We start from the raw sequence: 20,221 nt of genomic DNA on the forward strand, positions 1-20,221 counted from the left end.
GCTTATTTAGTGCAAATCCATCTAGAGTTAGGCTTTATTTCTCCACTAGGCTCATTATTCTTGAATAGAATGATCTGCTATCTTGAGCCAGAATGAAAGCTTCCGAAACGACTCTCCGTAATTTACTAGAAGGTACTAAACAATTTCAAATCCCACTTTTTCAGCGATCGTACTCTTGGAAAAAGGAAAATTGGGAAACACTGTGGGAAGACTTAATGAGTCTCTACAGAGAAGAAATCAAAGGCTTTTATTTTTTAGGACCAATAGTAACTCAAGCTATACCTGGTACTGCTGACGGAATCTCACCATTTGTTGTTATTGATGGACAACAACGCTTAACAACGTTAACAATTGTTTTGGCAGTTTTACGAAACCATTTTAAAAAAATTGACAAAAGCGTGGCAAATGAAGTTCAAGAATTGTATTTAATTAATAAATTTAAGAAAGATAATGATATTTACAAGTTATTACCAACACAAAGCGATCGCGAAGTTTATCAAAGTATTATTATAGCAAAAACAGTTAAAGATATCAATAAAGTCGGCTTAGTCTACGAAGCTTATAAATTTTTTGAGAACAAATTTAAAAAACCAGGATTTGAGGACGGCAATATATTAGATCTCAATAAGTTTAAAGCGATTCTTCTAGAACAGATTTTGTTAGTTAATATTACCTCTGATGAGGGTGATAACCCTTATCTTATTTTTGAAAGTTTAAATAATAAAGGAGAAGAATTAAGTCAAATAGACCTGGTACGAAATTACATCTTTATGAAGATACCTGCTCGCGAACAAGAAGTAGTATACAACAATCTTTGGCTTCCCTTGCAATTAAAATTTAAGGATTATACAGGAGATTACTTTGCAAATGAATTAACAAATGCCTTTTGGTTTTACGTTCGTAAAGATGGTAATGCAATTAGTCAAAAGGAAGTATATAAAGCGATTAAGCAAAAATTTGATTCATCTCAAGCAGATGCAATCAGCCAACTTGAAGAAATTATTCAGTTTGCTAATTATTACTTACGCCTCAACTTTGAAGATGAAGAACCGAATAAAAACTTAAAAAAATGGTTCAAACGACTCAAAAGGTTAGATTTTACGACTTGTCATATATTCTTACTCAACGTGTATCGAGATTATGAAGAAGGAAAAATAGCGCTAGCAGAGTTTGAAGAAATTATAAGGTACTTAGAGTCCTATTTTGTCCGGCGTTGGATAACTGGAATTTCTACTAGAACGCTAGGTACAGTTTTTAATGATTTATATAAAACCGTAAAAGAGAAAGAACCCAACAATTTAGTTGAAGGCTTACGTCAAACTCTAAGAAGCTTTAAAACTACTAAAATTTTTCCAGAAGATGCAAAGTTTCGTGAAGCACTTATTCACAAAGCTTTATATAGTAAAACTTCTGGACTAAATGATAGAGTTAAGCTGCTGCTAGAAAGTATTGAAGCCATGCTAACTAGAGAGCAAGTCAATTTTGAAAATTTGAATTTAGAGCATATTATGCCTCAAACTTTAAATAAGCAGTGGCAAGCAGATTTAGGAGCTAACTATAATAAAATTCATAAAGAATGGTTACATAATTTAGGTAATTTAACATTAACAGGTTACAATCCTGAACTGTCTAATAAAAGTTTTGCTGAAAAGCGATCGCTCTTGGATGCTAGTAACTTATCCTTAAACCAATATTTTAAAAATTTTACTACTTGGAACGAAGAAGCAATCAAAAAGCGTGCCGAATATTTAGCTGATATAGCTCTAAAAATTTGGCTTCGATGACTTCGTTATCATAGACATATATAATAGAAAGCGAGGAGCGTTATCGAAGATTTTAACACAGCAATTGTGCACTTTTCTTCGCTAGCCGCTAGTTACTCTTTCGCATTTCACTGCTTCCTTTCCCCTTTTTTCCTCTTTGCCAACTTTGACTACCACGGTTGTTACTAAACTCTCCTTTAGGAAATAACCGTTTCTCTAACTCTTCGTAACTACCTTCAAAGTCACAATTACCATACAAAGGACATTGACGACAATACACTCCTTCGGTGTAGCGTTCCAAATTCTCGCGGTTGAAATAATACGGCTTATGACTAAACGTACTTGCAACCCACTGCCATGACATATTATTACTCGCTGGATCGCCGTCTAAAAGATGTTCTAAAAACCACTTTGCGCCAGTTTGCCAACGCACGCGTCGCCAATGCACAATGTATGCTGCTAGCCACATCCGCACATGATTGTGTAAATAGCCAATTTCTCTTAAATCGCGGCTAAAGCTATCAATACAAACTCGTCCACTTGTTCCATTAGCAACATCGTCGGGGAGTTCTTGTTGATATTCTTCTACTTTATAGCCAGTTTTATAAGGTTCTCGATCTTCCCAAATACCATCACCTATTTTGACATATAATCGCTGCCAATAATCACGCCAACCTAGTTCATTGATCAGTTTAGTTGCTTCATCTTGATTCACTTTTTGTAAAACATAGTCTCGAATTTCAGCTAAACTAAGGACTCCGTAACGAATATACGGTGAAAGCCTTGTGACTGCGCCTGTTAAGAAATTGCGCGATTTAGCATACTGGGCTGCATCTACCTTTTCTAGTGCGGCTTCTGCGGCTTTTCGTCCTCCTCTGATTTGAGAAATGCGATCGCCACGTTTTACTGTTTCTGGAAATTGTTCGCGTAAGTAGGCAACTAACTCATCACGGCTACCAAATTCACGCTGCATATTTTTACTCATTTGAACTATGTCTTCTATAATTTAAATATCAATAATTGATTAAAGTTGAGTTTTTTTAAAGCATACCTATAAAAGATAGCACAAAATAATTTAATATTTTTGTTAGTCAAGAAAATGATTCAAGTTATCCAAGCTCGTAATATTGGTATTGCTTACTTAGAAGAAAAGTTTGGTCTTCATCTCGTTAATGAGGAACAATTCTTTGCAGAATGCTTATTAGAACCTTATTATATAGAACCTACTGAACAAGAAAAGTACTATTTAGACAGAGTTAAATCAAATTACTTAAATCTTGCTAAGCAACGCCCGATTTCCGAAGAAGTAAAAATGGTTGTGTTATCACCGCTACTTGATTTAGCAGGGTTTTATCGTCCTCCTTTTTATGTAGAAACAGAAGAATCTATAGAAATTATCCAAGAAGACGAAGGGGAAATACTAAAAGGCAAAATTGATGTTTTAGTTTTTAAAAAACAGTTTTGGCTACTTGTTATTGAATCGAAAAGTACCATATTTTCTTTATTTACAGCAATACCGCAAGCGTTAGCTTATATGCTAAGCAACCCTTATCCAGAAAATCCAGTATTTGGATTAGTTACGAACGGTAGTGAATTTATATTTCTCAAGCTTCTTAAACAAGATATTCCTCAATATGCATTATCTGAACAGTTTACGCTTCTCAAGCGTGAAAATGAGTTATACAAAGTTCTGGGTATATTAAAAAATATAAGACAAGTATTAAGTTAAGAAAAATGGTGAGTCGTCCAATTTATTTAGATAATCATGCAACGACACCTGTAGATGAGCGCGTATTAGCGGCAATGATACCGTATTTCACCGAGCGCTTTGGCAATCCAGCAAGCACGAGTCACCTTTATGGTTGGGAAGCGGAGGCGGCGGTTAAACAAGCACGAAATATCTTAGCAGAGGCGATTGCGGCGACACCAGAAGAAATTATTTTTACGAGTGGGGCGACAGAGGCGAATAACTTAGCGATTAAAGGAGTTGCTGAAGCTTACTTCCAAAAAGGGCGGCATCTTATTACGGTACAAACTGAGCATAACGCAGTACTCGATCCGTGTGAGTATTTGCGATCGCTTGGTTTTGAAATCACATTGTTACCGGTACAAAACGACGGACTAATCGATTTAACTCTCTTAGAAAAAGCCTTTCGCCCTGATACAGTTTTAGTTTCTGTGATGGCGGCTAATAATGAAATCGGCGTGTTGCAGCCATTGGCAGAAATTGGGCAAATGTGCCGCGATCGCAACGTACTATTTCACACTGATGCTGCGCAAGCAATTGGTAAAATTCCCCTCGACGTGCAGGCAATGAAGATAGATTTATTATCGATGACTGCCCACAAAGTTTATGGTCCTAAAGGTATTGGTGCATTATACGTGCGGCGGCGCAATCCGAGAGTCCAACTTGCGCCACAGTTACACGGTGGGGGACACGAACGCGGAATGCGATCGGGAACGTTGTATCCACCGCAGATTGTTGGATTTGCGAAAGCGGTCGAAATTGCTTTAGCCGAACAAGCAACGGAAACACAGCGCTTGACGATGTTAAGGGATAAGTTGTGGCAAAAGTTGAGTCAAGTTCCTGGAATTTACCTCAATGGACATCCTACGCAAAGATTACCAGGAAATTTGAATGTCTCGGTTGAGGGTGTAGATGGTGCAGCGTTGTTACTGGGATTGCAGCCTGTCATGGCGGTTTCTTCAGGCGCGGCGTGTTCTTCGGCAAAAACAGCACCTTCTCACGTTTTGCTAGCGTTGGGACGTACTGAGAGTTTAGCTTATGCGTCGGTTCGGTTTGGAATTGGGCGGTTTAATACAGCAGAGGAGATGGAACGCGTGGGAGAATATGCGATCGCAACGATTGCAAGTTTGCGTCAGCAGGCGATGATGGTGTAACGAACTACTGAGGGGGGGTTGGTAGGGTAGCGTAGAGTTCTTTTAGTTTTTGAATGTCGTGGTGAAACCAGGTGTGTAGCCAGTGATTGTAGGCTTGAATGGCGATTTGTTCTGGTTGGGCGTGGTTGAAGATTTGGGTAATTATGTGTCCTGCCATCATACCGGACATAATGGCTTTAAGGACACCGTGCGAGGCGGCGGGATCGAGTACGGATGCTGCGTCGCCAACGAGAAAGTAACCTTTACCTGCTGGCTGTTCAACAATGCGCCAGGTGACATCGGCGGCGTTGGTTCGTATTGGTTGTAGTTGGGCAAATTCTGGGGGAATCCAGCGTTTATCAATTTGTTGGTTGAAAGATAGTCGCGTCCATTGATACAGTTGGGGGCGTACTTGGACTGTCCATGTCCAACCTTGGTTATCTGCGGCGATCGCGGGTGAAGATTGGGGAATTTCTCCTGTAGCGTAGCCGTAGCGGGCAATGAGACGCGGGCTATAGTAAGTAATTGGTAATTTTAACTGACGTGCTAGCCAGTGGTGACTTCCGGTTGCATCGACAACAAAGGTTGAATGTAATGCACCTTGCGATGTTTTTACTCCTGCAACTCGATCGGCACTCAGAAGTAGCGCTGTAGGATAGCAGGGTTGTAGTACTTTGACTCCCAACTTTTTAGCATGGTTGAGTAAAGCCGCGTCAAAATCTGCCCGCCATATTTGAAAGCCGCGCCATACACCTGTATCGTCTTTACCAAAAGGGACAAAGTGCGCTTGATTCCATTGCACCCAAATTCCAGGGTGACGTAGCAAGTCAGGAGTCAAAGTTTGTTCAGCAACGCCTAGTTGTTGTAGCAAAGGCTCAATTCCTGGGTGTAGAGTTTCTCCAGGGCGATCGCGCGGAAATTGTTCGCGTTCGACGATCGCGACATCAAGTCCAGCTTGAGCGCATTGTATCGCGGTTGCTGTACCTGCGGGTCCCGCACCGAGAATGAGGACATCCGTTGCTGCTTCAGATCGCATTGACTTCACATCGAAATTCACCATCGTCTTGTTGCCAACACAAAGTATCTTGCGTTATCTGACACGTGAAACGATTACGTACGCGCAGACGTTTGCGGCGGACATCGTCGGTAATTTGTTCGCTTCCTTGCACTGTGGCGAAGACGTATAAATAGCCAGAACCTTGCAATGTCGATCGGGCGCGATCGCTTCTTTGTGTCCAATCGGCAATTTTTTCCGCAGCGACAAGTAACAATTGAGTTGTACTGACTGTATCGTTTGGTGGTAACACGCGAATGCAAAAACGCAAGGCTTCCATGCGGCGAATAAGTTCTGCACTATCTACCTGCGCCAGTTCTGATACGCGAATTTGTCCTGCAAGCGCATTAGAAATATAGTCGGAACGGTCTTTATTCGCAAAATTGACGACTAACCCGTCAAAGTCTTCAAAAAACGAACCATACTCGCCATCCCATCCTCGTTGTGACATGACTTCTCCAGCTTTCACGCGGGGATGTTGTGGATGATAACCAAGTTCGCTATCAAGTAATGGTAACGCTGTCGGTGCAGAAAGAATCGCGAAAGTTCGCGCTGCATCGGGTGCTACCGCAGGCCAAAATGAATTCAGTGCAGCACAAAGTTTAGCATCTTCAGGAAAAGGACTACCCAAGCCATAAGCTGCGTAAAAGTTACCTTGGCGGTCTTGTCCTAACGAAACATCCCAGCCAGGGGCAAAAACATTAGAAGCAGCATCTGGTAAAAAACTGACTAAACTATCAGATTGCAAGCGCTTGGGTAGATCGTTAGTACGAGGCGCGCTACCAACAATTGCGGCGATCGCTGTTTCATTGCGTCGAAAAGCTTTCGTCTCGCTATCAGGTAAAGGTAAATCTGGATTGGGAGGTTGTCTTCCTTTGGATAAGGGTGATGGTCCACCTTGACTAAATTGAGCGCGCAAAGTGGGTAAAAACTCATCTACCCAATGTTCAATCGCAATTTGATCCGCAAGTGGAAAGAAATCTGGCGCTGTTACTAAAGAATACGCTGGACGTACGGCAAGTCTCGCTAAACCATTGACTCTGACACTAATGCAACCATCACAGGAATTATCGCTAAAGTGTGCGGCTTCATAACCTCCTTGGGCAAGAAACTGTAAAAATTCGTCTTCTGAGGCAATTTCTTGATTTAAATCAACTAATTTTTGCTCACTCGCACTTGTTTCTACCAGATGTCGCATATTGACGTATTCAGGTGCTTCGCGTCCTCTGCCATTAGCGGCAATTTGATAAGATGTCCAAAATCGATTGTTGAAGTTTTCTGGTGGTACCTGAAATCGGACAATTTCATCGCGTCCCGTCACAGAATTTCGCTGCGTTGAGGTGTAAACTAACCGTGGTGTGGGTTGCGGTACGAGTAAAACTGAGGCGTTGACGGGTTGTAATTCTACCAAATCCCGCGAACGACGCGAATCGCGCACAAATGGGGCTTGATTAATATCAAATCCATCTAATATGGGAATTCCACCATGCGTATGTACGCGCTGTAGTTTCTCATTGCGGTGATACTCGAGAAACTCTAAGGTAATATTGACATCGCGCAAGCACTCATCACCAGGAAATAATTTATGCACAGGAAACAAAAATCGGCGCGTGCGATCGCCTGGTTGTTCTTCTAAAATCGCATCATCAACACTTAAGCGACGTTCTACCGCCAGAAAAGCCGCATAACGTGCAGGCATTACCGCAAGGCGACCGTCTTCGGATTCTACCCAAAAACTTCGTCGAAAGCCGCTGTAATTTGCTGTTGTTGTTCCTACACGCGCAACTCCAGTACGCGAAAACGCCATATCAGCATGAATTCCGTGCGGACTTCGTGAAGCAATGCGATACTGATACGCAAATACTGCAATTACGGCATTAGGAAAATCAGCTAAACTACGATTTGTGAGGCTATAGATGTAGTTTTCGATGGCATCCAACTCTGCTAAAGTCGGATAAGCGCCATTATTACCAACCGGATGCACTGCCGAACTTGCTAAGGCGTGATATAACAAACTACGTGCGGGGCTTCCTGGTTCAATACCGCGAATTCCATCTGATGCAAAGTCGGTAAATCCTGCAAGATTGCGGTCAATTGAGGGTAATTCTTTGGCAAGTTCTTGCTGTAAATCAGTTGCAGTAATATCTAAACCGTGTTGTAAAAGTAAGTCTCGCCATCCTTGAGACGCTAGGCGATCGCAAACTTGTTTTACTTCATCAATTAAAGCCATAGTGTCTCTCCCATGTGCTAACTTATACGCTCATTTCTTGTTTTGCAGAAGTTCTTTTTTTAGTTTTTTGTACATTTTTTAGCAATGCTGTCAAACTTTAGATATTGCTTGTAATGACTAGACATTACATTGTTTGAAGAAAGAGCAGGGTGAAGAGGGATTTTCCCCTACTCTTTGCTCTTATGTTGAGCGCTTAATTAATCACCAATTGGATTAATATCTCCAACAAACCTTAATAAGTCAACCATTGTGAATGTTCCTGGCTTTTGTGCAGGGAGTGTTGGTTTCCAATCAGGTTTCCTTACCAAAAAAGAACTGCTATCTTTTTGAAGTAATCCTACAAACACTTCAGCAACAATACGACTACCAACCTGCCCTAGATGTTCGCCGTCACCTTGAATTTCTGCTTCTTTGAGAATGTAGTACCACAATGGAGATTCAATATCAAAACCATGTTGTTTGGCAACTTCTCCATCTTTTCCTGTTGCAATCTCAGCAGGTGATAAAGGGTCAAATCCCATAAATCTTGCAACACTTTGACCAGGTGGTAGACCTACTTTTAATCCGCGTAGTAAGTTTCTTACTGCTAAAGATCTCGGTTCAGGAACGTTGGGTAAATCTTTTAAAGGATCGACAAGTAAAGGGTCTAATTTACGACTTAAACCTACTGGTATATTTGGGTCAATTTCAAAAAACCTGCGCCAATCAATCACCCAGTTTGTTGGCAGTGTGGGGTTAAGTCCTAATTCAGTATCTCTTCTTCCTGATTTGGCAGTAAATTCAAAAAGGAGTTGTAGCGTTGCACTTGCAAGTTTACTATCTGTTTCTAGAAAAGTGAAGACACGATTGTAGTCATACGCTGCGCGTACCATGCTGTGTCCGAGGCGATAAGCAGCAACAGAAAACTCTAGCGGAATAAACGCATCGCCTGTAGGTTTATAAAAAGAGGGTCCTTGCTTGAGGACAAGACCAAGTTGTTCGTTATCAAGAATGCGAGTTAGAAAATCATGGATAACAATCCATTGATAATGCCAAATAACGAGATCTCTAGCTTCTTCAAATGCAGACTTGCGAATTGGGGACTCTTGTTGAATTGTGCCATCTTTAATTCCTTGCACTACTTTGTTATGAAATTTAAGGAATGCAAGATGTAATTGCGAAACAATCAAATTTTCATCATTACGAGGATCGCCGAGTAGCCCTAGCATACTTGATGCGCGGGGAATATCATTCGGTAGTACGCCTAGTTGTTCGCCTTGTCTTCCTGTCGGACTTTCAGTCGTTTGTCCAAGTAGGAAAAACTCTGGTCTTTCCAGTTCATAAAGATATGGTTGCACCTCAGGTCCTGCACCGTAAAGGCTATCCAAGTCAACCATTGGAGTGCGGAAGTTTCTTAACGCTAGAGGATCGTTGAGCGTTTCTTGCAGCGAAGTGATATCAAAGGTAATGTCGTGATCGATAAATTGACCTAAATAGGTGTAACCAGCAGGAACAGTTTTGTTGTCGTTTGCAGGGTCGTTTTCACTTGGATCGTCTAGAAACCGAGGATCGTTCATCGCATTTCCTAATGCTTCCAGACTCTTTTGAAACTCTTCTAAACTTTTATTGACAGGTGATAGCGGACGCAGTTCGGGAAACAATCTACCAAACTTTCCTGTAGGAACAAATTGTCCAATCGGTTGGTTATCTTCTTTGCGCGGACTAAAGCCATGCATTCTCCCGACTCGTTCTCCCGCAGGTTTACGCGGAGTAAAGCCTTGAATTTTGTTTTGAATTTTTTGCTGTATATTCATAATTTTTAACTTCTGTCGTCTTGTTGAGATTGATGAGGAAAAGTCATTCTGCTTTTGCAGCAAATACAATGTGTTATTCAGAAAGTGCTAGTTCTGAATAAGGTGCAAGAAGCGATCGCGCGACACTTTATTGGGGTTTACATGTCTTAAGATTGTCGCGATTATGACTCTTGCAATAAACTGTGAGTGTAATCATGTCTACTCTTTGCCAAGAGAAGATTTCGGAATTTTTACTAATTTTTTTGTAAATATTTTTATCAACAATTTATTGATAGGGCGTCGCGGCTTGAAGTATCAATATCCGGTACAGATTGCCCATTGCTAATGTCTAATTGCCCTGAGTTTTAATCTTCGGACATGAGTATTAATAATCTGCGACTGGCGCACAAAAAGCGTGTCATTCTTGAGTGTTTACTCTAAGAAAATTTCGTCAACTTCTGTCGTGACTTGTTCAAGTCCGCCTAATTATTGTATGTTGTTTCTACTTTCAGCAGGTTTCTTTATGAACTTGGTAGTACTGAGTTTTTAGTGTAAATACTGGATCTAAAATCCCTGCACAAAACTGTATAAGCCAACTTGAAGTGAAGTTCGTCCATAGGAAAACAGCTAATGAGTGACTTGCAGATAAAGCATGTATCTGAATCTGAGCTAATTTCAATGACAGAACAAGAAATGGTCAACTGGCGTCGTCAGCAGGGCGCGCATATTATCTATCATCATGGTCGTTACTGGGAAGAGGTAGTGCCAGGCTTTTATCAACCAATTCATTTGATGGCTCGGTTAAGCACTGAAGAAGCAACACGCCCTACACCTTGGTGTTGGGGATTTAGGGCAGCATTAGATACTAAGGATGCCGTAACTGCTAATGGCTCAGTACCCGTTCACTTGTTGTCTGATGTTGCCAACTATGACTTGCAAAGCTTACCTCAGAAACGTAGAACTCACCTGCGCAAATGTTATAAATTTGTTACGATTGTCCAATTAACTGGTCCAGCGCTATTGCAACAACAAGGATATGAAGTTTTTCGCTCTTCACTGCAACGCACAAAGCACAAGAAACCACCCTCAAAAGCAACTTATCTGGCAAGTTTAAAAAACATCACCCCCGACAAATATCGACTGGTGTTAGCAGGTCTAATTGGCGACAAGTTGGGCGGCTATATTGATGGATATGCTGTAAATGGCACTGCGTACATGGTTAATGGCTACTATGCAACTGATGCCTTACCGACTAGTATTGTCACTGGATTGAGCTATGAGTTTGTCCAAGTCTGTCGTCGTTCCGGCAAAATTCACGAAATTGTAGACGGTTTGCACGTGCGCGAAAATGCCACGCAAGATTTACCCAAAAAAACGATGGGGTTTTCAGTGGAGTATATTCCCAGTAAGGTTTGGATAAATTCAGTAATGAAAAATCTTGTCCGCTGGCGATATCCACATAAATACTATCGCTTAACTGGACAAGGTTAACTTTCAAATCCACAAATAACGCGTGGCGCATACCATCGTCACGCTTAGCTAGAACTTCAGTTGCTTGGCAATTCTCAAAAATCTTGTTTAGAAGCGTGCAACTGCCACGTAAGATGGACAATAGCTGATATTACTTGAGGAGTTTGGCGAATGACCGCAGGCGCAGATCCCGTGAAATTGATGAAGCAGGAAGTCGGTAAAGCTGCTGCCGATCGCGTGCAATCAGGGACAATTGTTGGACTAGGAACGGGGTCAACTACAGCGTACACAATTCAATTTTTAGGCGATCGCCTCAAGTCTGGCGAACTCAAAGATATTGTTGGGATTCCCACATCATTCCAAGCCGAAGTTCTCGCCAAACAGTACGGTATTCCCTTAACAACTCTTGATGCAGTTGACCATATTGATATTGCGATCGATGGTGCTGATGAAGTCGATCCGCAAAAAAATCTCATTAAAGGCGGCGGCGCGGCGCATACCCGTGAAAAAATTGTGGATTACTTAGCCGATCAATTTATCGTTGTTGTCGATAGCTCTAAACTTGTCGATCGCTTGGGTTCTACTTTCGCGGTTCCTGTAGAAGTAATTCCTATGGCAATTTCTCCAGTCATGCGCGCGATTGAGAAACTTGGCGGTAAACCGGAATTACGTATGGGCGTAAAAAAAGCGGGACCCGTAATCACCGATCAAGGGAACATGGTCGTTGATGTTAAGTTTGATAGAATTGACAATCCCGCTGAGTTAGAAAAAACACTCAACAACATCCCTGGCGTTTTAGAAAACGGAATTTTTGTCGGCGTAACAGATTTAGTTCTGATTGGTGAAGTCCAAGACGGTAAGCCGGTAGTGAAGGAGATGTAGTAGAACCCTTAAAAGTTTCTAGTAGCATAGCGGTGGCAGCGATACAAGAAGCCTACGTCGTAATCTCGAAGAGATTTTGCGCTAGATACCTCATCAAGGGCATTTATGAAAGTGCGTGAAGTCATTAAGCGACTAGAGCAAGACGGCTGGTATCTCGCTCGAACAAATGGCAGTCACCGCCATTTCAAACATCCAATCAAACCTGGTATTGTTACTGTTGCAGGTAAGCCGAGTATTGACATACCAATTGGTACACTAAAAAGTATCTGGCGACAGGCTCAAATTGAGGAGGAGCGATGAGTTATGCAATCATTATCGAAAAAGGAGAAACTAGCTATGGAGCATATGTGCCGGATCTACCAGGTTGCGTAGCGGTTGCTGAAACCAGAGAGGAAGTTGAATTTCTCATCAAAGAAGCTATTCAGTTTCACTTGGAAATGCTACAGGCAGAAAATCTCCCAATTCCTACACCAACGCCCAATGAAGCCAATGCTAAAAGAAGTTTAAACTAGCGTGGAGCTTCAACCCAACTCGAGGAAGAACAAATACGGAGCTTTCATCGGAAGATTACGAACTGATTGCCAAGGCAAAGCAGGCTGTAGACATTTTGCTATCTTGAAGGAGTTCATGAAGTAGTTGCTGTACGAATAGCAGTGGCAGTGTTTGGTAATGGGAGAAGCGAATATTGTCTATTTACACCATGTGGTAGATGCTGAGAAGTCATGAACGATTTTTAGCCAAAAGCATGGGTCACAGTGAGTATGTTGGAACCATATAAAAGGGCAGTGTCTGACCTGTTACTACTCAAACATTAAAGATTGGGTCTTTAATATTTGAGGTTCATAGCAATGTTGGCAAACACCAAAATATTCAGTTTAGTTGTCAGCAAAATTTATAGCTTTTAGATTCTAGATAGGAGTTCAATCTAAAATCCAAAATTCAGTGATGCAATACAGACGATTTGGACGTACGCAAATCCAAATGCCAGTGTTTTCCTGCGGGGGAATGCGCTATCAATTTAAATGGCAAGATGTCCCAGCATGGCAAATTCCGAGGCATAATCAAAAAAACCTCGAAGCAACAATCCGTAGAGCCATAGAAGTTGGTATAAATCATATCGAAACTGCCCGCGGTTATGGCACTTCAGAGTATCAGCTAGGGCGAATTTTACCGAGTTTTCCCCGCGAGCAACTAATCGTCCAAACTAAAATTAATCCGAGTGACAACGCTAGAGACTTTCAGCAGAAGTTCGAGCAGTCACTCAAAAATCTGCGGTTAGATTACGTGGATCTACTCGCAATTCACGGTATTAACGATGCTGAGTCGTTGCAGCAAAGCGTGCGTCCTGGCGGTTGTGTGGAAGTTGTGCAAAAGTTACAGGCTCAAGGAAAGGTTAGGTTTATTGGCTTTTCCACGCACGGACCTACAGACATTATTGTAGAGGCGATCGCAACCAATTTATTCGACTACGTTAACCTGCACTGGTACTACATCAATCAGACTAACTGGGCGGCGATTGCAGCTGCTACTCAACACGACATGGGCGTATTTATTATTAGCCCGTCGGATAAAGGCGGTAAGCTTTATCAACCACCGCAAAAACTTGTAGACTTGTGCAGTCCCTTAAGTCCCATCGTTTTCAATAATCTCTTTTGTCTGAGTCATTCGCAAGTACACACGTTAAGTGTCGGTGCTGCACGTCCGCAAGACTTTGACGAACATTTAAAAACGCTAGCACTCCTTGACCGTGCAGATGAGATTTTACCGCCAATTTTGGCACGTTTAGAACAAGCGGCGATCGCATCCCTTGGCGAAAGTTGGGCAAAAACTTGGCACGTCGGTTTACCCAAATACAGCGAAACACCTGGCAATGTGAATATTCCCGTAATTTTGTGGCTGAGAAACTTAGCGATCGCCTACGATATGGTTGACTACGCAAAAATGCGCTACAACCTCTTAGGGAATGGTGGTAGCTGGTTTCCTGGTGCAAATGCTGCCAATGTCAACCAACTCGATTTACGCCATTGTCTCAGAAATAGTCCTCACGCTGAAACAATTCCTACTATCTTGCAAGAAGCTCATCAATTATTGAGCGGTGCTGCTATCCAACGCTTATCTAAGCAATAAAAACTAATCTTTTTTAAGCTGACTCAATTATTTCTTCTCAAGCTAATACCGCTAGTTTCAATAATTCCTAAAACTATCATTTTGCGCCTTTTTATATTTTAGGTTGCAGCAAGCCGTTAATTTGACGACTACAGACATTTTTATTGAAAATTGTCAATTTATAAATCGTAGTTTATTTTCACTTCTCTCTGCCAATTGCTAGTAAAGAATATTATCAAATTTATATCTGGTATAACCCGTTACTGAGAAAATAAAAAATAAACAAATTGGATTAATTGAGTAGCATTTATTGCTTATGACTCTTAATCGACGGAATTTATTATTTCTTTTAGGGGCAAGTGCTGGTGCGGTTGCCATTGATACACTGCGTCCGCATGGATTGTGGCAAACTGCCTTAGCAGCGGAAACTCCTAGTCGCAGTGGCAGTTTTGAGTTACCACCTCTACCTTACGCATACAACGCACTCGAACCACACATTGATGCTGCAACGATGCGCTTTCACCACGATCGCCACCATGCAACGTACGTCAAAAACTTAAACGCGGCGATAGAAAAGCATCCGCAACTTAAAGGTCGAAGCGCAGAACAACTCTTAAGCAATCTTAACAGCGTTCCAGAAGATATCCGCACGAGTGTACGTAACAATGGCGGCGGTCACGTTAATCACTCGATGTTTTGGCGAATTATGAGTCCTGACGGTGGCGGCGAACCCACAGGACAAATCGCTGATGTCATTAACCAAAATTTTGGCAGCTTTGCAGAATTTAAAAAACAATTCAATGCGGCGGGCGAGGGGCGTTTTGGTAGTGGTTGGGTATGGTTAGTGCGCACTCAGGATGGTAATTATCAGATTACCAGTACCGCAAACCAAGATAGCCCTATTATGGAGGGTAACTATCCGGTTATGGGCAATGACGTGTGGGAACACGCTTACTATCTCAAATACCAAAATCGTCGTGCAGAATATCTCAACGCCTGGTGGAACGTTGTGAATTGGAACGAGATAAACCAACGATTAGCCCAAGCAACAAAAACAGCGTAATGACAGGGGGGTTTGGTGGTGCCAAACCCCGCTCAAGAAATTTTCCGTAAATAGACGCAGTGGCGATCGCTATGACTTAGCGGTGTCACAAACTCTTCAATTTTCTCAATGACACCCTTCAAAGGCTTAATTTTAGTTTGCAAAGCTTCCGTTTCATCGCTTGTCCAATGACCGCGATAGAGTACCGCTAAACCATTCGGCTGCAAAAAAGGCAAGGTATACTCAGCACAAAGATGCGGCGCACCTACAGCACGAATCAGCGCAACATCATAACTTTGATGATATTGCGGAAGTTTGTTGATACTTTCTGCCCTACCTACCAGAGTAGTCGCGTTTTGAATACCAAGTTCGGCTAACAAATTATCCAGAAATGTCATTTTTTTGCGCGTCGAGTCGAGGAGAGTGACGTGTGAGTAAGGAAGGGCGATCGCAACAGGAATCCCTGGAAAACCTGCTCCTGTACCAACGTCAATTACTTTTATAGTTGTCTCAGGCGTAGAGAGATAGGGCGCAATTCCGCGCAGTGAATCCCACAAATGCTTCTCCCAAAATTCTAGAGGCGCAGTGATGCGGGTTAAATTCAGCTGACGATTTCCCGCCAAAATCAGTTCGTACAGGCGTTGAAACTTCTCTTGTTGCGCCGGTGTAGGTTGCCAATTGAGTTGCTGCCAATCTAACATTTGCGGCAGCAGTGGTGATGGTTCCATGCCTCGATTTCGTCTACTCTAGCTTGCTTCTGAGGTTTCCTCAATTGTATAAACCGAGGTTTGATGGACAGTTGCACGAGTAGCTTGAGCTTTGACTGCAAGTAAAGCGGGATCGGGTACGGGTTCTAATACGCCATGATTAAGCGTCCAACAACTATCCGCAATACTTAATAAATCACTCGCATCGTGCGTGACGACAAGTAGCGTCCAGTGCTGTTTGAGTTTTGCAAGTAGATTTACTACCTGTCGCCGCATTGACCAGTCTAAACCAGCAGTAGGCTCGTCTAGTAGTAGTAAATGCGGTTGACGAATAAGTTGCACAGCTAAAGCTAAACGCCGTTGCTGTCCACCACTTAGCGCGTGAGGTGCAGCGTGTAAAGATAAATGTTCTAACCCAACTTCTTGTAAAGCTTGGCGTACTCTTTCTGTCCCTAATTCCGGATGTCCTAGGCGCAATTCCTCCAAAATCGTACCGCCGCAAAAATGACGTTCGGGAAATTGAAAAACCAAGCCACCGAGTTGTTGTAGATAATCAGCACTAAGTTCTTGATCGCGCCAAGCAATTTGACCTGACGTTGCTTCAACAAGTCCAGATAAAATTTCTAGGAGCGTACTTTTGCCCGAACCACTTGGACCAATAATCAAACCTAAGTTCTGAGGTGCTAATTGCAGATTAATCGATTTGAGAATCGCTGTCTGGCTTGCGGGAGGGTGATATACGAGGTTTTTAAGATAGAGCATCCGTTAAGATTACCAAAAATTGAAACCAAATTAAGTTGTAGCTATTAGCCTTAGGCTTTTAGCATTGTGTTTATGCTAGTTCTTGTCTACTCTGATTAAACTCTGCTTTTGTGGGGAACACTAACAATGGTTTAAAGTTCATGAGTTCTTGTGCTGTATTTATTCTGGCATTGTTGCCGTTGACTTTTTAGGGCTAGGAAATTTGGAAGAGATCTCAGCTAGCTACGCAAATGACTGGAGGTTGAAAATGCGTAAAAAATGGTTTTCTCAGGTACAATACGCCTTTGCGGCTTTAGCAAGTACAACTTTACTCACTCTTAGCGTAGGATTCAGCCCGACTTTAGCTCAAGATCCATTCCGCGCGACTAACCAACGTCAAATTGGCGACAATACAGAAGCCGCGTTTAAAGCCATATTCGAGCAAGGTAATTATCAAGCAGCTGTCAATTATCTCAATCAAGCCGCGACAACTGAACCGAATGAACCTTTAGCTTTCGCAATGAAAGCTTCGTTGGCGTATACATTAAATAATGACATCAATGCGTTTAGTAATTATGGCAAGCGTACCTTAGAAACAGGAAGACAGCTAATTGCGCAAGATCCCCTACGTGGTAATTTATATGCTGCTGTCGGTCACTTTTTACAAGGTGCAGCCGCTTTGGCACGCGAGGGGACAGTACGCGGTACACCACAAGCGCTATCCGAGTTAAGACAGGTTTATGCGTATTTAGACAAAGCCGAAGCCATTGCTCCCAACGATCCAGAACTAAATCTGCTGCGGGGCTATATGGATTTGATGTTAGCCGTCAATTTACCCTTTTCCAGTCCACAGCAAGCGATTGATAGACTTGTAAGATTTGCCGGACCTAGATATTTAGCCGATCGCGGTTTAGCAATTGGCTATCGCGATTTGGATCGATATACCGAAGCACTCACTTACGTCGATCGCGCAATACAAGCAACTCCGAATAATCCTGAGTTGTACTATCTTAAAGCCCAAATCCTTGCTGAACAAGGAAACAAGCAAAATAATCCATCCGCATTGAAAGCCGCGGTGGAAAACTTTGACCGCGCGATCGCCAAAAAAGACCAACTTCCATCAAGTCTAGTCCAGCAAATCGAACGCGAACGAAATAGAACTGTCCAACGCGTCAGCGGCGCTAGTTAATTCAACGCCAATTACCTGTTACACAAGAACCACTGCATCTCATAATTGATTAAGATTGTTGTAGAGTTGTCAATCTTCCTTAATCATTACCCCAAAACGATGCAGGTACAGTTCCGCGAGTTCGATCCTTTTGATGTGTGGATTTGGCTAGAGTTTACTACAGTTCCGTCTGAGATGGAGAAACGCTATGTCGAAGAAGTCTTCAATTCCTGGTTTTATCTGGGTAAACTCGGTGCATTCAACGCGGAAAATCTACAAGTACAAGAGCAAGGTCTCGATCTCAGCTATATGCATTATGACGAACAGACAGCTGATGATACTTTAATGGCACTGATGCATAATATGGGAGAATTTGAGTATCAAGGAACATGGGGGCGTTGTTGGTTTGACCTAGGAACGAGCGATGCGATCGCGCTTGATATTCTCATTAATGCTCTAAAGCAACTCAGCCAGGAATATGTCAATATTGCAACGTTGTACATTGGCGGCGAAAATGAAGACTGGAAGGTAGAAGATAGCGAGAGTCGTTCGAGCTTTATCTACGACGGTAGTAACAATTAACACAATGCATAAACCTGGTGAGATTCGTGTATTAGCTTTGGGTTTAGTTAAAAATAGCGAACGCGTTTTTCTGTCTCAAGGCTACGATCCTAGCAAGCAACAAACTTTTTATCGCGCGATGGGCGGTGGTGTTGAGTTTGGAGAGACGAGTCGCGACGCCCTACAAAGAGAATTTTACGAAGAAATCCAAGCAGAAATTACGAATATTCGCTACCTCGACTGCATTGAAAGTTTGTTTACCTACAACGATAAACCAGGACATGAAATTCTTTTCGTTTATCAGTGCGATTTTGTCGATCCCAAATTTTATCAAATCGACACGCTTGATTTTCAAGAAGGTAAGCGCAAAAAAACCGCACTTTGGGTGGAGTGCGATCGTTTTAAAACTGGAGAACTCAAGTTAGTTCCTGAAGCGTTTCTAAATTATTTGTAACGGTTATTCCCCTAGTCAAAGCAATAGAATGAAGAAATTCTCTAAACTATATTAATAATAATGAGGAAAAAACTTGTAAATTAAAACTAATTTTGTTTGCTTGCAGAGTAGATGTTGAGCTCCTAGCTGTTAAAATTAATAACTTATCTTCAATATCAACAAAAATAGGGGCGTTTCTTGCCCCTTAGTCGTCTAATCAACGAAACATACTACTTACCGAACTATCTTCGTGAACGCGCCAGATGGTTTCACCGATGAGATTTGCTACTGAAAGTACTGTGAGTTGCTCAAAACGATGATCTTCAGGAACAGGAATTGTGTTTGTGACAATGACTTCTTCAAAAATCCCGCTTGATAATCGCTCGATTGCTGGTGGTGAAAACACAGCGTGCGTCGCACACGCATAAACTTGACGCGCTCCTTGTTCGCGCAATAACTTAGCACCCTCAGAGATTGTACCGCCAGTATCGATCATATCGTCTACTAATACCGCAGTTTTGCCTTCAACATCACCAATAACGTTAAGAACTTCTGCGACATTGTGCGCTTGACGGCGTTTATCGATAATTGCCAGTGGTGCGTCATCTAACTTTTTGGCAAATGCTCTTGCGCGAGCAACACCCCCGACATCAGGCGAAACGACAACTAAGTCAGGAAGTTGCTTACTTGCTAAGTAATTAATGAGAACTGGCGAGGCATAAACATGATCGAAGGGAATATCGAAGTAGCCTTGAATTTGCGCGGAATGTAAATCCATCGCTACGATGCGATTAGCTCCTGCTTGAGTAATCAAGTTGGCTACTAATTTAGCAGTAATCGATTCGCGCCCCGCTGTTTTACGATCAGCCCTCGCGTAACCATAGTAGGGAATAACGGCTGTAATCTGCCGCGCCGAAGCCCGACGACAGGCATCGATCATAATTAGCAATTCCATTAAATTATCATTAACGGGATGGCAAGTTGGTTGAATGAGATAAACATCACAACCGCGAATGGATTCTTGAATTTGAATGTAAAGTTCGCCATCTGCGAAGCGCTTTCTAATCATCGGTCCCAATTCCATGCCCAAATAACGAGCGACTTCTTGGGAGAACGGTACATTAGCAGAGCCAGAAAATAAGCGCAGACGGTTATTATCAGCAACCGCGGTAGGAGCTGACTGAAGTGTCAAAGTTGCAGAACTGAGCACGGCAGACCCTCGGAGCACCTTCATTGAAATCTTATCATCACTGCTTTAGTGATTTGTTGCACAATCGCAGGGAACTTCAATTATAAGCTTGGATAAAGTTTTTAGTAATAGCAATTTAAACTATTTTTTTGACTTTTGAATGATTGGCTTGTAGGAATTAGAATACGAACTGTGTTGAAAACTATGCCAAATATTTGTTACT

At 42.2% G+C, this 20,221-nt stretch carries 19 protein-coding genes; 12 read left to right on the forward strand and 7 right to left on the reverse strand.

The genetic code is table 11. The annotated features are described in order from the left end of the window. Positions 1 to 92 precede the first annotated feature (92 nt). Entirely contained in the window at positions 93 to 1,784 is a 1,692-nt protein-coding gene (locus B1A85_RS11500; protein ID WP_104547051.1) for a DUF262 domain-containing protein, read from the forward strand. An 88-nt stretch (positions 1,785 to 1,872) separates the two neighbouring features. Here B1A85_RS11500 and B1A85_RS11505 read toward each other — a convergent pair whose 3' ends face one another. Then, positions 1,873 to 2,748 (reverse strand): FAD-binding domain-containing protein, encoded by an 876-nt coding sequence (locus B1A85_RS11505; protein ID WP_104547052.1) that lies wholly within the window; start codon positions 2,746 to 2,748, stop codon positions 1,873 to 1,875. Between the two features lie 114 nt (positions 2,749 to 2,862). On the opposite strand from B1A85_RS11505, the gene B1A85_RS11510 reads away from it, so the two are divergent. Both B1A85_RS11510 and B1A85_RS11515 read left to right on the forward strand, forming a co-directional pair. Next, complete coding sequence (locus tag B1A85_RS11510) at positions 2,863 to 3,492, forward strand: type I restriction endonuclease (RefSeq protein WP_104547053.1); 630 nt, start codon at positions 2,863 to 2,865, stop codon at positions 3,490 to 3,492. Between the two features lie 5 nt (positions 3,493 to 3,497). Next, entirely contained in the window at positions 3,498 to 4,664 is a 1,167-nt protein-coding gene (locus tag B1A85_RS11515; RefSeq protein ID WP_104547054.1) for a cysteine desulfurase family protein, read from the forward strand. A gap of 4 nt (positions 4,665 to 4,668) precedes the next feature. Here the strand turns inward: B1A85_RS11515 and B1A85_RS11520 are convergent, their stop codons facing one another. The 3 genes from B1A85_RS11520 to B1A85_RS11530 form a co-directional block, all read right to left on the reverse strand. After that, positions 4,669 to 5,703 carry an NAD(P)/FAD-dependent oxidoreductase gene (locus B1A85_RS11520; protein ID WP_104547055.1) on the reverse strand — a complete coding sequence of 345 codons (1,035 nt, stop codon included), beginning with the start codon at positions 5,701 to 5,703 and terminating at the stop codon, positions 4,669 to 4,671. Further along, positions 5,669 to 7,927, reverse strand: coding sequence for a hypothetical protein (locus tag B1A85_RS11525; protein WP_104547056.1), 2,259 nt, complete (start codon positions 7,925 to 7,927; stop codon positions 5,669 to 5,671). The genes B1A85_RS11520 and B1A85_RS11525 overlap by 35 nt, the downstream gene beginning before the upstream one ends. Before the next feature lie 197 nt (positions 7,928 to 8,124). Continuing rightward, positions 8,125 to 9,720 carry a heme peroxidase family protein gene (locus tag B1A85_RS11530; RefSeq protein WP_104547057.1) on the reverse strand — a complete coding sequence of 532 codons (1,596 nt, stop codon included), beginning with the start codon at positions 9,718 to 9,720 and terminating at the stop codon, positions 8,125 to 8,127. Between the two features lie 657 nt (positions 9,721 to 10,377). On the opposite strand from B1A85_RS11530, the gene B1A85_RS11535 reads away from it, so the two are divergent. From B1A85_RS11535 to B1A85_RS11560, 6 genes are all read left to right on the forward strand, one after another. After that, complete coding sequence (locus B1A85_RS11535) at positions 10,378 to 11,190, forward strand: hypothetical protein (protein ID WP_104547058.1); 813 nt, start codon at positions 10,378 to 10,380, stop codon at positions 11,188 to 11,190. A 150-nt stretch (positions 11,191 to 11,340) separates the two neighbouring features. Beyond that, positions 11,341 to 12,051: a ribose-5-phosphate isomerase RpiA gene (rpiA, locus tag B1A85_RS11540; protein WP_104547059.1), complete on the forward strand. Its 711-nt coding sequence runs from the start codon at positions 11,341 to 11,343 to the stop codon at positions 12,049 to 12,051. Positions 12,052 to 12,156: 105 nt separating this feature from the next. Next, the gene (locus tag B1A85_RS11545) at positions 12,157 to 12,351 is read left to right on the forward strand and encodes a type II toxin-antitoxin system HicA family toxin (protein WP_104547060.1); all 195 of its coding nucleotides are present in this window, start codon (positions 12,157 to 12,159) and stop codon (positions 12,349 to 12,351) included. After that, positions 12,348 to 12,563, forward strand: a complete 216-nt coding sequence (locus B1A85_RS11550; protein WP_104547061.1) for a type II toxin-antitoxin system HicB family antitoxin — start codon at positions 12,348 to 12,350, stop codon at positions 12,561 to 12,563. The genes B1A85_RS11545 and B1A85_RS11550 overlap by 4 nt, the downstream gene beginning before the upstream one ends. Positions 12,564 to 12,996: 433 nt before the next feature. Then, complete coding sequence (locus tag B1A85_RS11555; RefSeq protein WP_104547062.1) at positions 12,997 to 14,178, forward strand: aldo/keto reductase; 1,182 nt, start codon at positions 12,997 to 12,999, stop codon at positions 14,176 to 14,178. Positions 14,179 to 14,473: 295 nt separating this feature from the next. Further along, entirely contained in the window at positions 14,474 to 15,220 is a 747-nt protein-coding gene (locus B1A85_RS11560; protein WP_104547063.1) for a superoxide dismutase, read from the forward strand. A gap of 32 nt (positions 15,221 to 15,252) precedes the next feature. Here B1A85_RS11560 and rsmG read toward each other — a convergent pair whose 3' ends face one another. Further along, positions 15,253 to 15,927: a 16S rRNA (guanine(527)-N(7))-methyltransferase RsmG gene (gene rsmG, locus B1A85_RS11565; protein ID WP_104547064.1), complete on the reverse strand. Its 675-nt coding sequence runs from the start codon at positions 15,925 to 15,927 to the stop codon at positions 15,253 to 15,255. 18 nt (positions 15,928 to 15,945) lie between these two features. Next, complete coding sequence (locus B1A85_RS11570) at positions 15,946 to 16,668, reverse strand: ABC transporter ATP-binding protein (RefSeq protein WP_104547065.1); 723 nt, start codon at positions 16,666 to 16,668, stop codon at positions 15,946 to 15,948. Between the two features lie 247 nt (positions 16,669 to 16,915). Here B1A85_RS11570 and B1A85_RS11575 point away from each other — a divergent pair, with 247 nt between their 5' ends. The 3 genes from B1A85_RS11575 to B1A85_RS11585 all read left to right on the forward strand — a co-directional run bounded on the left by B1A85_RS11575 (position 16,916) and on the right by B1A85_RS11585 (position 18,830). Further along, complete coding sequence (locus B1A85_RS11575) at positions 16,916 to 17,836, forward strand: Sll0314/Alr1548 family TPR repeat-containing protein (RefSeq protein ID WP_104547066.1); 921 nt, start codon at positions 16,916 to 16,918, stop codon at positions 17,834 to 17,836. A gap of 99 nt (positions 17,837 to 17,935) precedes the next feature. Further along, a complete protein-coding gene (locus tag B1A85_RS11580) occupies positions 17,936 to 18,397 on the forward strand; it encodes a DUF3531 family protein (RefSeq protein WP_104547067.1) in 462 nt (153 codons plus the stop codon). A gap of 4 nt (positions 18,398 to 18,401) precedes the next feature. After that, a complete protein-coding gene (locus B1A85_RS11585) occupies positions 18,402 to 18,830 on the forward strand; it encodes an NUDIX hydrolase (protein WP_104547068.1) in 429 nt (142 codons plus the stop codon). A 196-nt stretch (positions 18,831 to 19,026) separates the two neighbouring features. Here the strand turns inward: B1A85_RS11585 and B1A85_RS11590 are convergent, their stop codons facing one another. Further along, on the reverse strand, positions 19,027 to 20,043 hold the full coding sequence (locus B1A85_RS11590) for a ribose-phosphate pyrophosphokinase (RefSeq protein WP_104547069.1): 1,017 nt from the start codon (positions 20,041 to 20,043) through the stop codon (positions 19,027 to 19,029). Positions 20,044 to 20,221 lie beyond the last annotated feature (178 nt).

This window comes from Chroococcidiopsis sp. TS-821 (assembly GCF_002939305.1).
Lineage (GTDB): Bacteria > Cyanobacteriota > Cyanobacteriia > Cyanobacteriales > Chroococcidiopsidaceae > Chroogloeocystis.

What these genes read in the sequence shown, in the direction of transcription:
- B1A85_RS11500 (WP_104547051.1), top strand. Translation starts at nt 93, where the DNA reads ATGAAAGCTTCCGAAACGACTCTCCGTAATTTACTAGAAGGTACTAAA.
- B1A85_RS11505 (WP_104547052.1), bottom strand. Translation starts at nt 2,748, where the DNA reads ATGAGTAAAAATATGCAGCGTGAATTTGGTAGCCGTGATGAGTTAGTT.
- B1A85_RS11510 (WP_104547053.1), top strand. Translation starts at nt 2,863, where the DNA reads ATGATTCAAGTTATCCAAGCTCGTAATATTGGTATTGCTTACTTAGAA.
- B1A85_RS11515 (WP_104547054.1), top strand. Translation starts at nt 3,498, where the DNA reads ATGGTGAGTCGTCCAATTTATTTAGATAATCATGCAACGACACCTGTA.
- B1A85_RS11520 (WP_104547055.1), bottom strand. Translation starts at nt 5,703, where the DNA reads ATGGTGAATTTCGATGTGAAGTCAATGCGATCTGAAGCAGCAACGGAT.
- B1A85_RS11525 (WP_104547056.1), bottom strand. Translation starts at nt 7,927, where the DNA reads ATGGCTTTAATTGATGAAGTAAAACAAGTTTGCGATCGCCTAGCGTCT.
- B1A85_RS11530 (WP_104547057.1), bottom strand. Translation starts at nt 9,720, where the DNA reads ATGAATATACAGCAAAAAATTCAAAACAAAATTCAAGGCTTTACTCCG.
- B1A85_RS11535 (WP_104547058.1), top strand. Translation starts at nt 10,378, where the DNA reads ATGACAGAACAAGAAATGGTCAACTGGCGTCGTCAGCAGGGCGCGCAT.
- rpiA (WP_104547059.1), top strand. Translation starts at nt 11,341, where the DNA reads ATGACCGCAGGCGCAGATCCCGTGAAATTGATGAAGCAGGAAGTCGGT.
- B1A85_RS11545 (WP_104547060.1), top strand. Translation starts at nt 12,157, where the DNA reads ATGAAAGTGCGTGAAGTCATTAAGCGACTAGAGCAAGACGGCTGGTAT.
- B1A85_RS11550 (WP_104547061.1), top strand. Translation starts at nt 12,348, where the DNA reads ATGAGTTATGCAATCATTATCGAAAAAGGAGAAACTAGCTATGGAGCA.
- B1A85_RS11555 (WP_104547062.1), top strand. Translation starts at nt 12,997, where the DNA reads ATGCAATACAGACGATTTGGACGTACGCAAATCCAAATGCCAGTGTTT.
- B1A85_RS11560 (WP_104547063.1), top strand. Translation starts at nt 14,474, where the DNA reads ATGACTCTTAATCGACGGAATTTATTATTTCTTTTAGGGGCAAGTGCT.
- rsmG (WP_104547064.1), bottom strand. Translation starts at nt 15,927, where the DNA reads ATGGAACCATCACCACTGCTGCCGCAAATGTTAGATTGGCAGCAACTC.
- B1A85_RS11570 (WP_104547065.1), bottom strand. Translation starts at nt 16,668, where the DNA reads ATGCTCTATCTTAAAAACCTCGTATATCACCCTCCCGCAAGCCAGACA.
- B1A85_RS11575 (WP_104547066.1), top strand. Translation starts at nt 16,916, where the DNA reads ATGCGTAAAAAATGGTTTTCTCAGGTACAATACGCCTTTGCGGCTTTA.
- B1A85_RS11580 (WP_104547067.1), top strand. Translation starts at nt 17,936, where the DNA reads ATGCAGGTACAGTTCCGCGAGTTCGATCCTTTTGATGTGTGGATTTGG.
- B1A85_RS11585 (WP_104547068.1), top strand. Translation starts at nt 18,402, where the DNA reads ATGCATAAACCTGGTGAGATTCGTGTATTAGCTTTGGGTTTAGTTAAA.
- B1A85_RS11590 (WP_104547069.1), bottom strand. Translation starts at nt 20,043, where the DNA reads ATGAAGGTGCTCCGAGGGTCTGCCGTGCTCAGTTCTGCAACTTTGACA.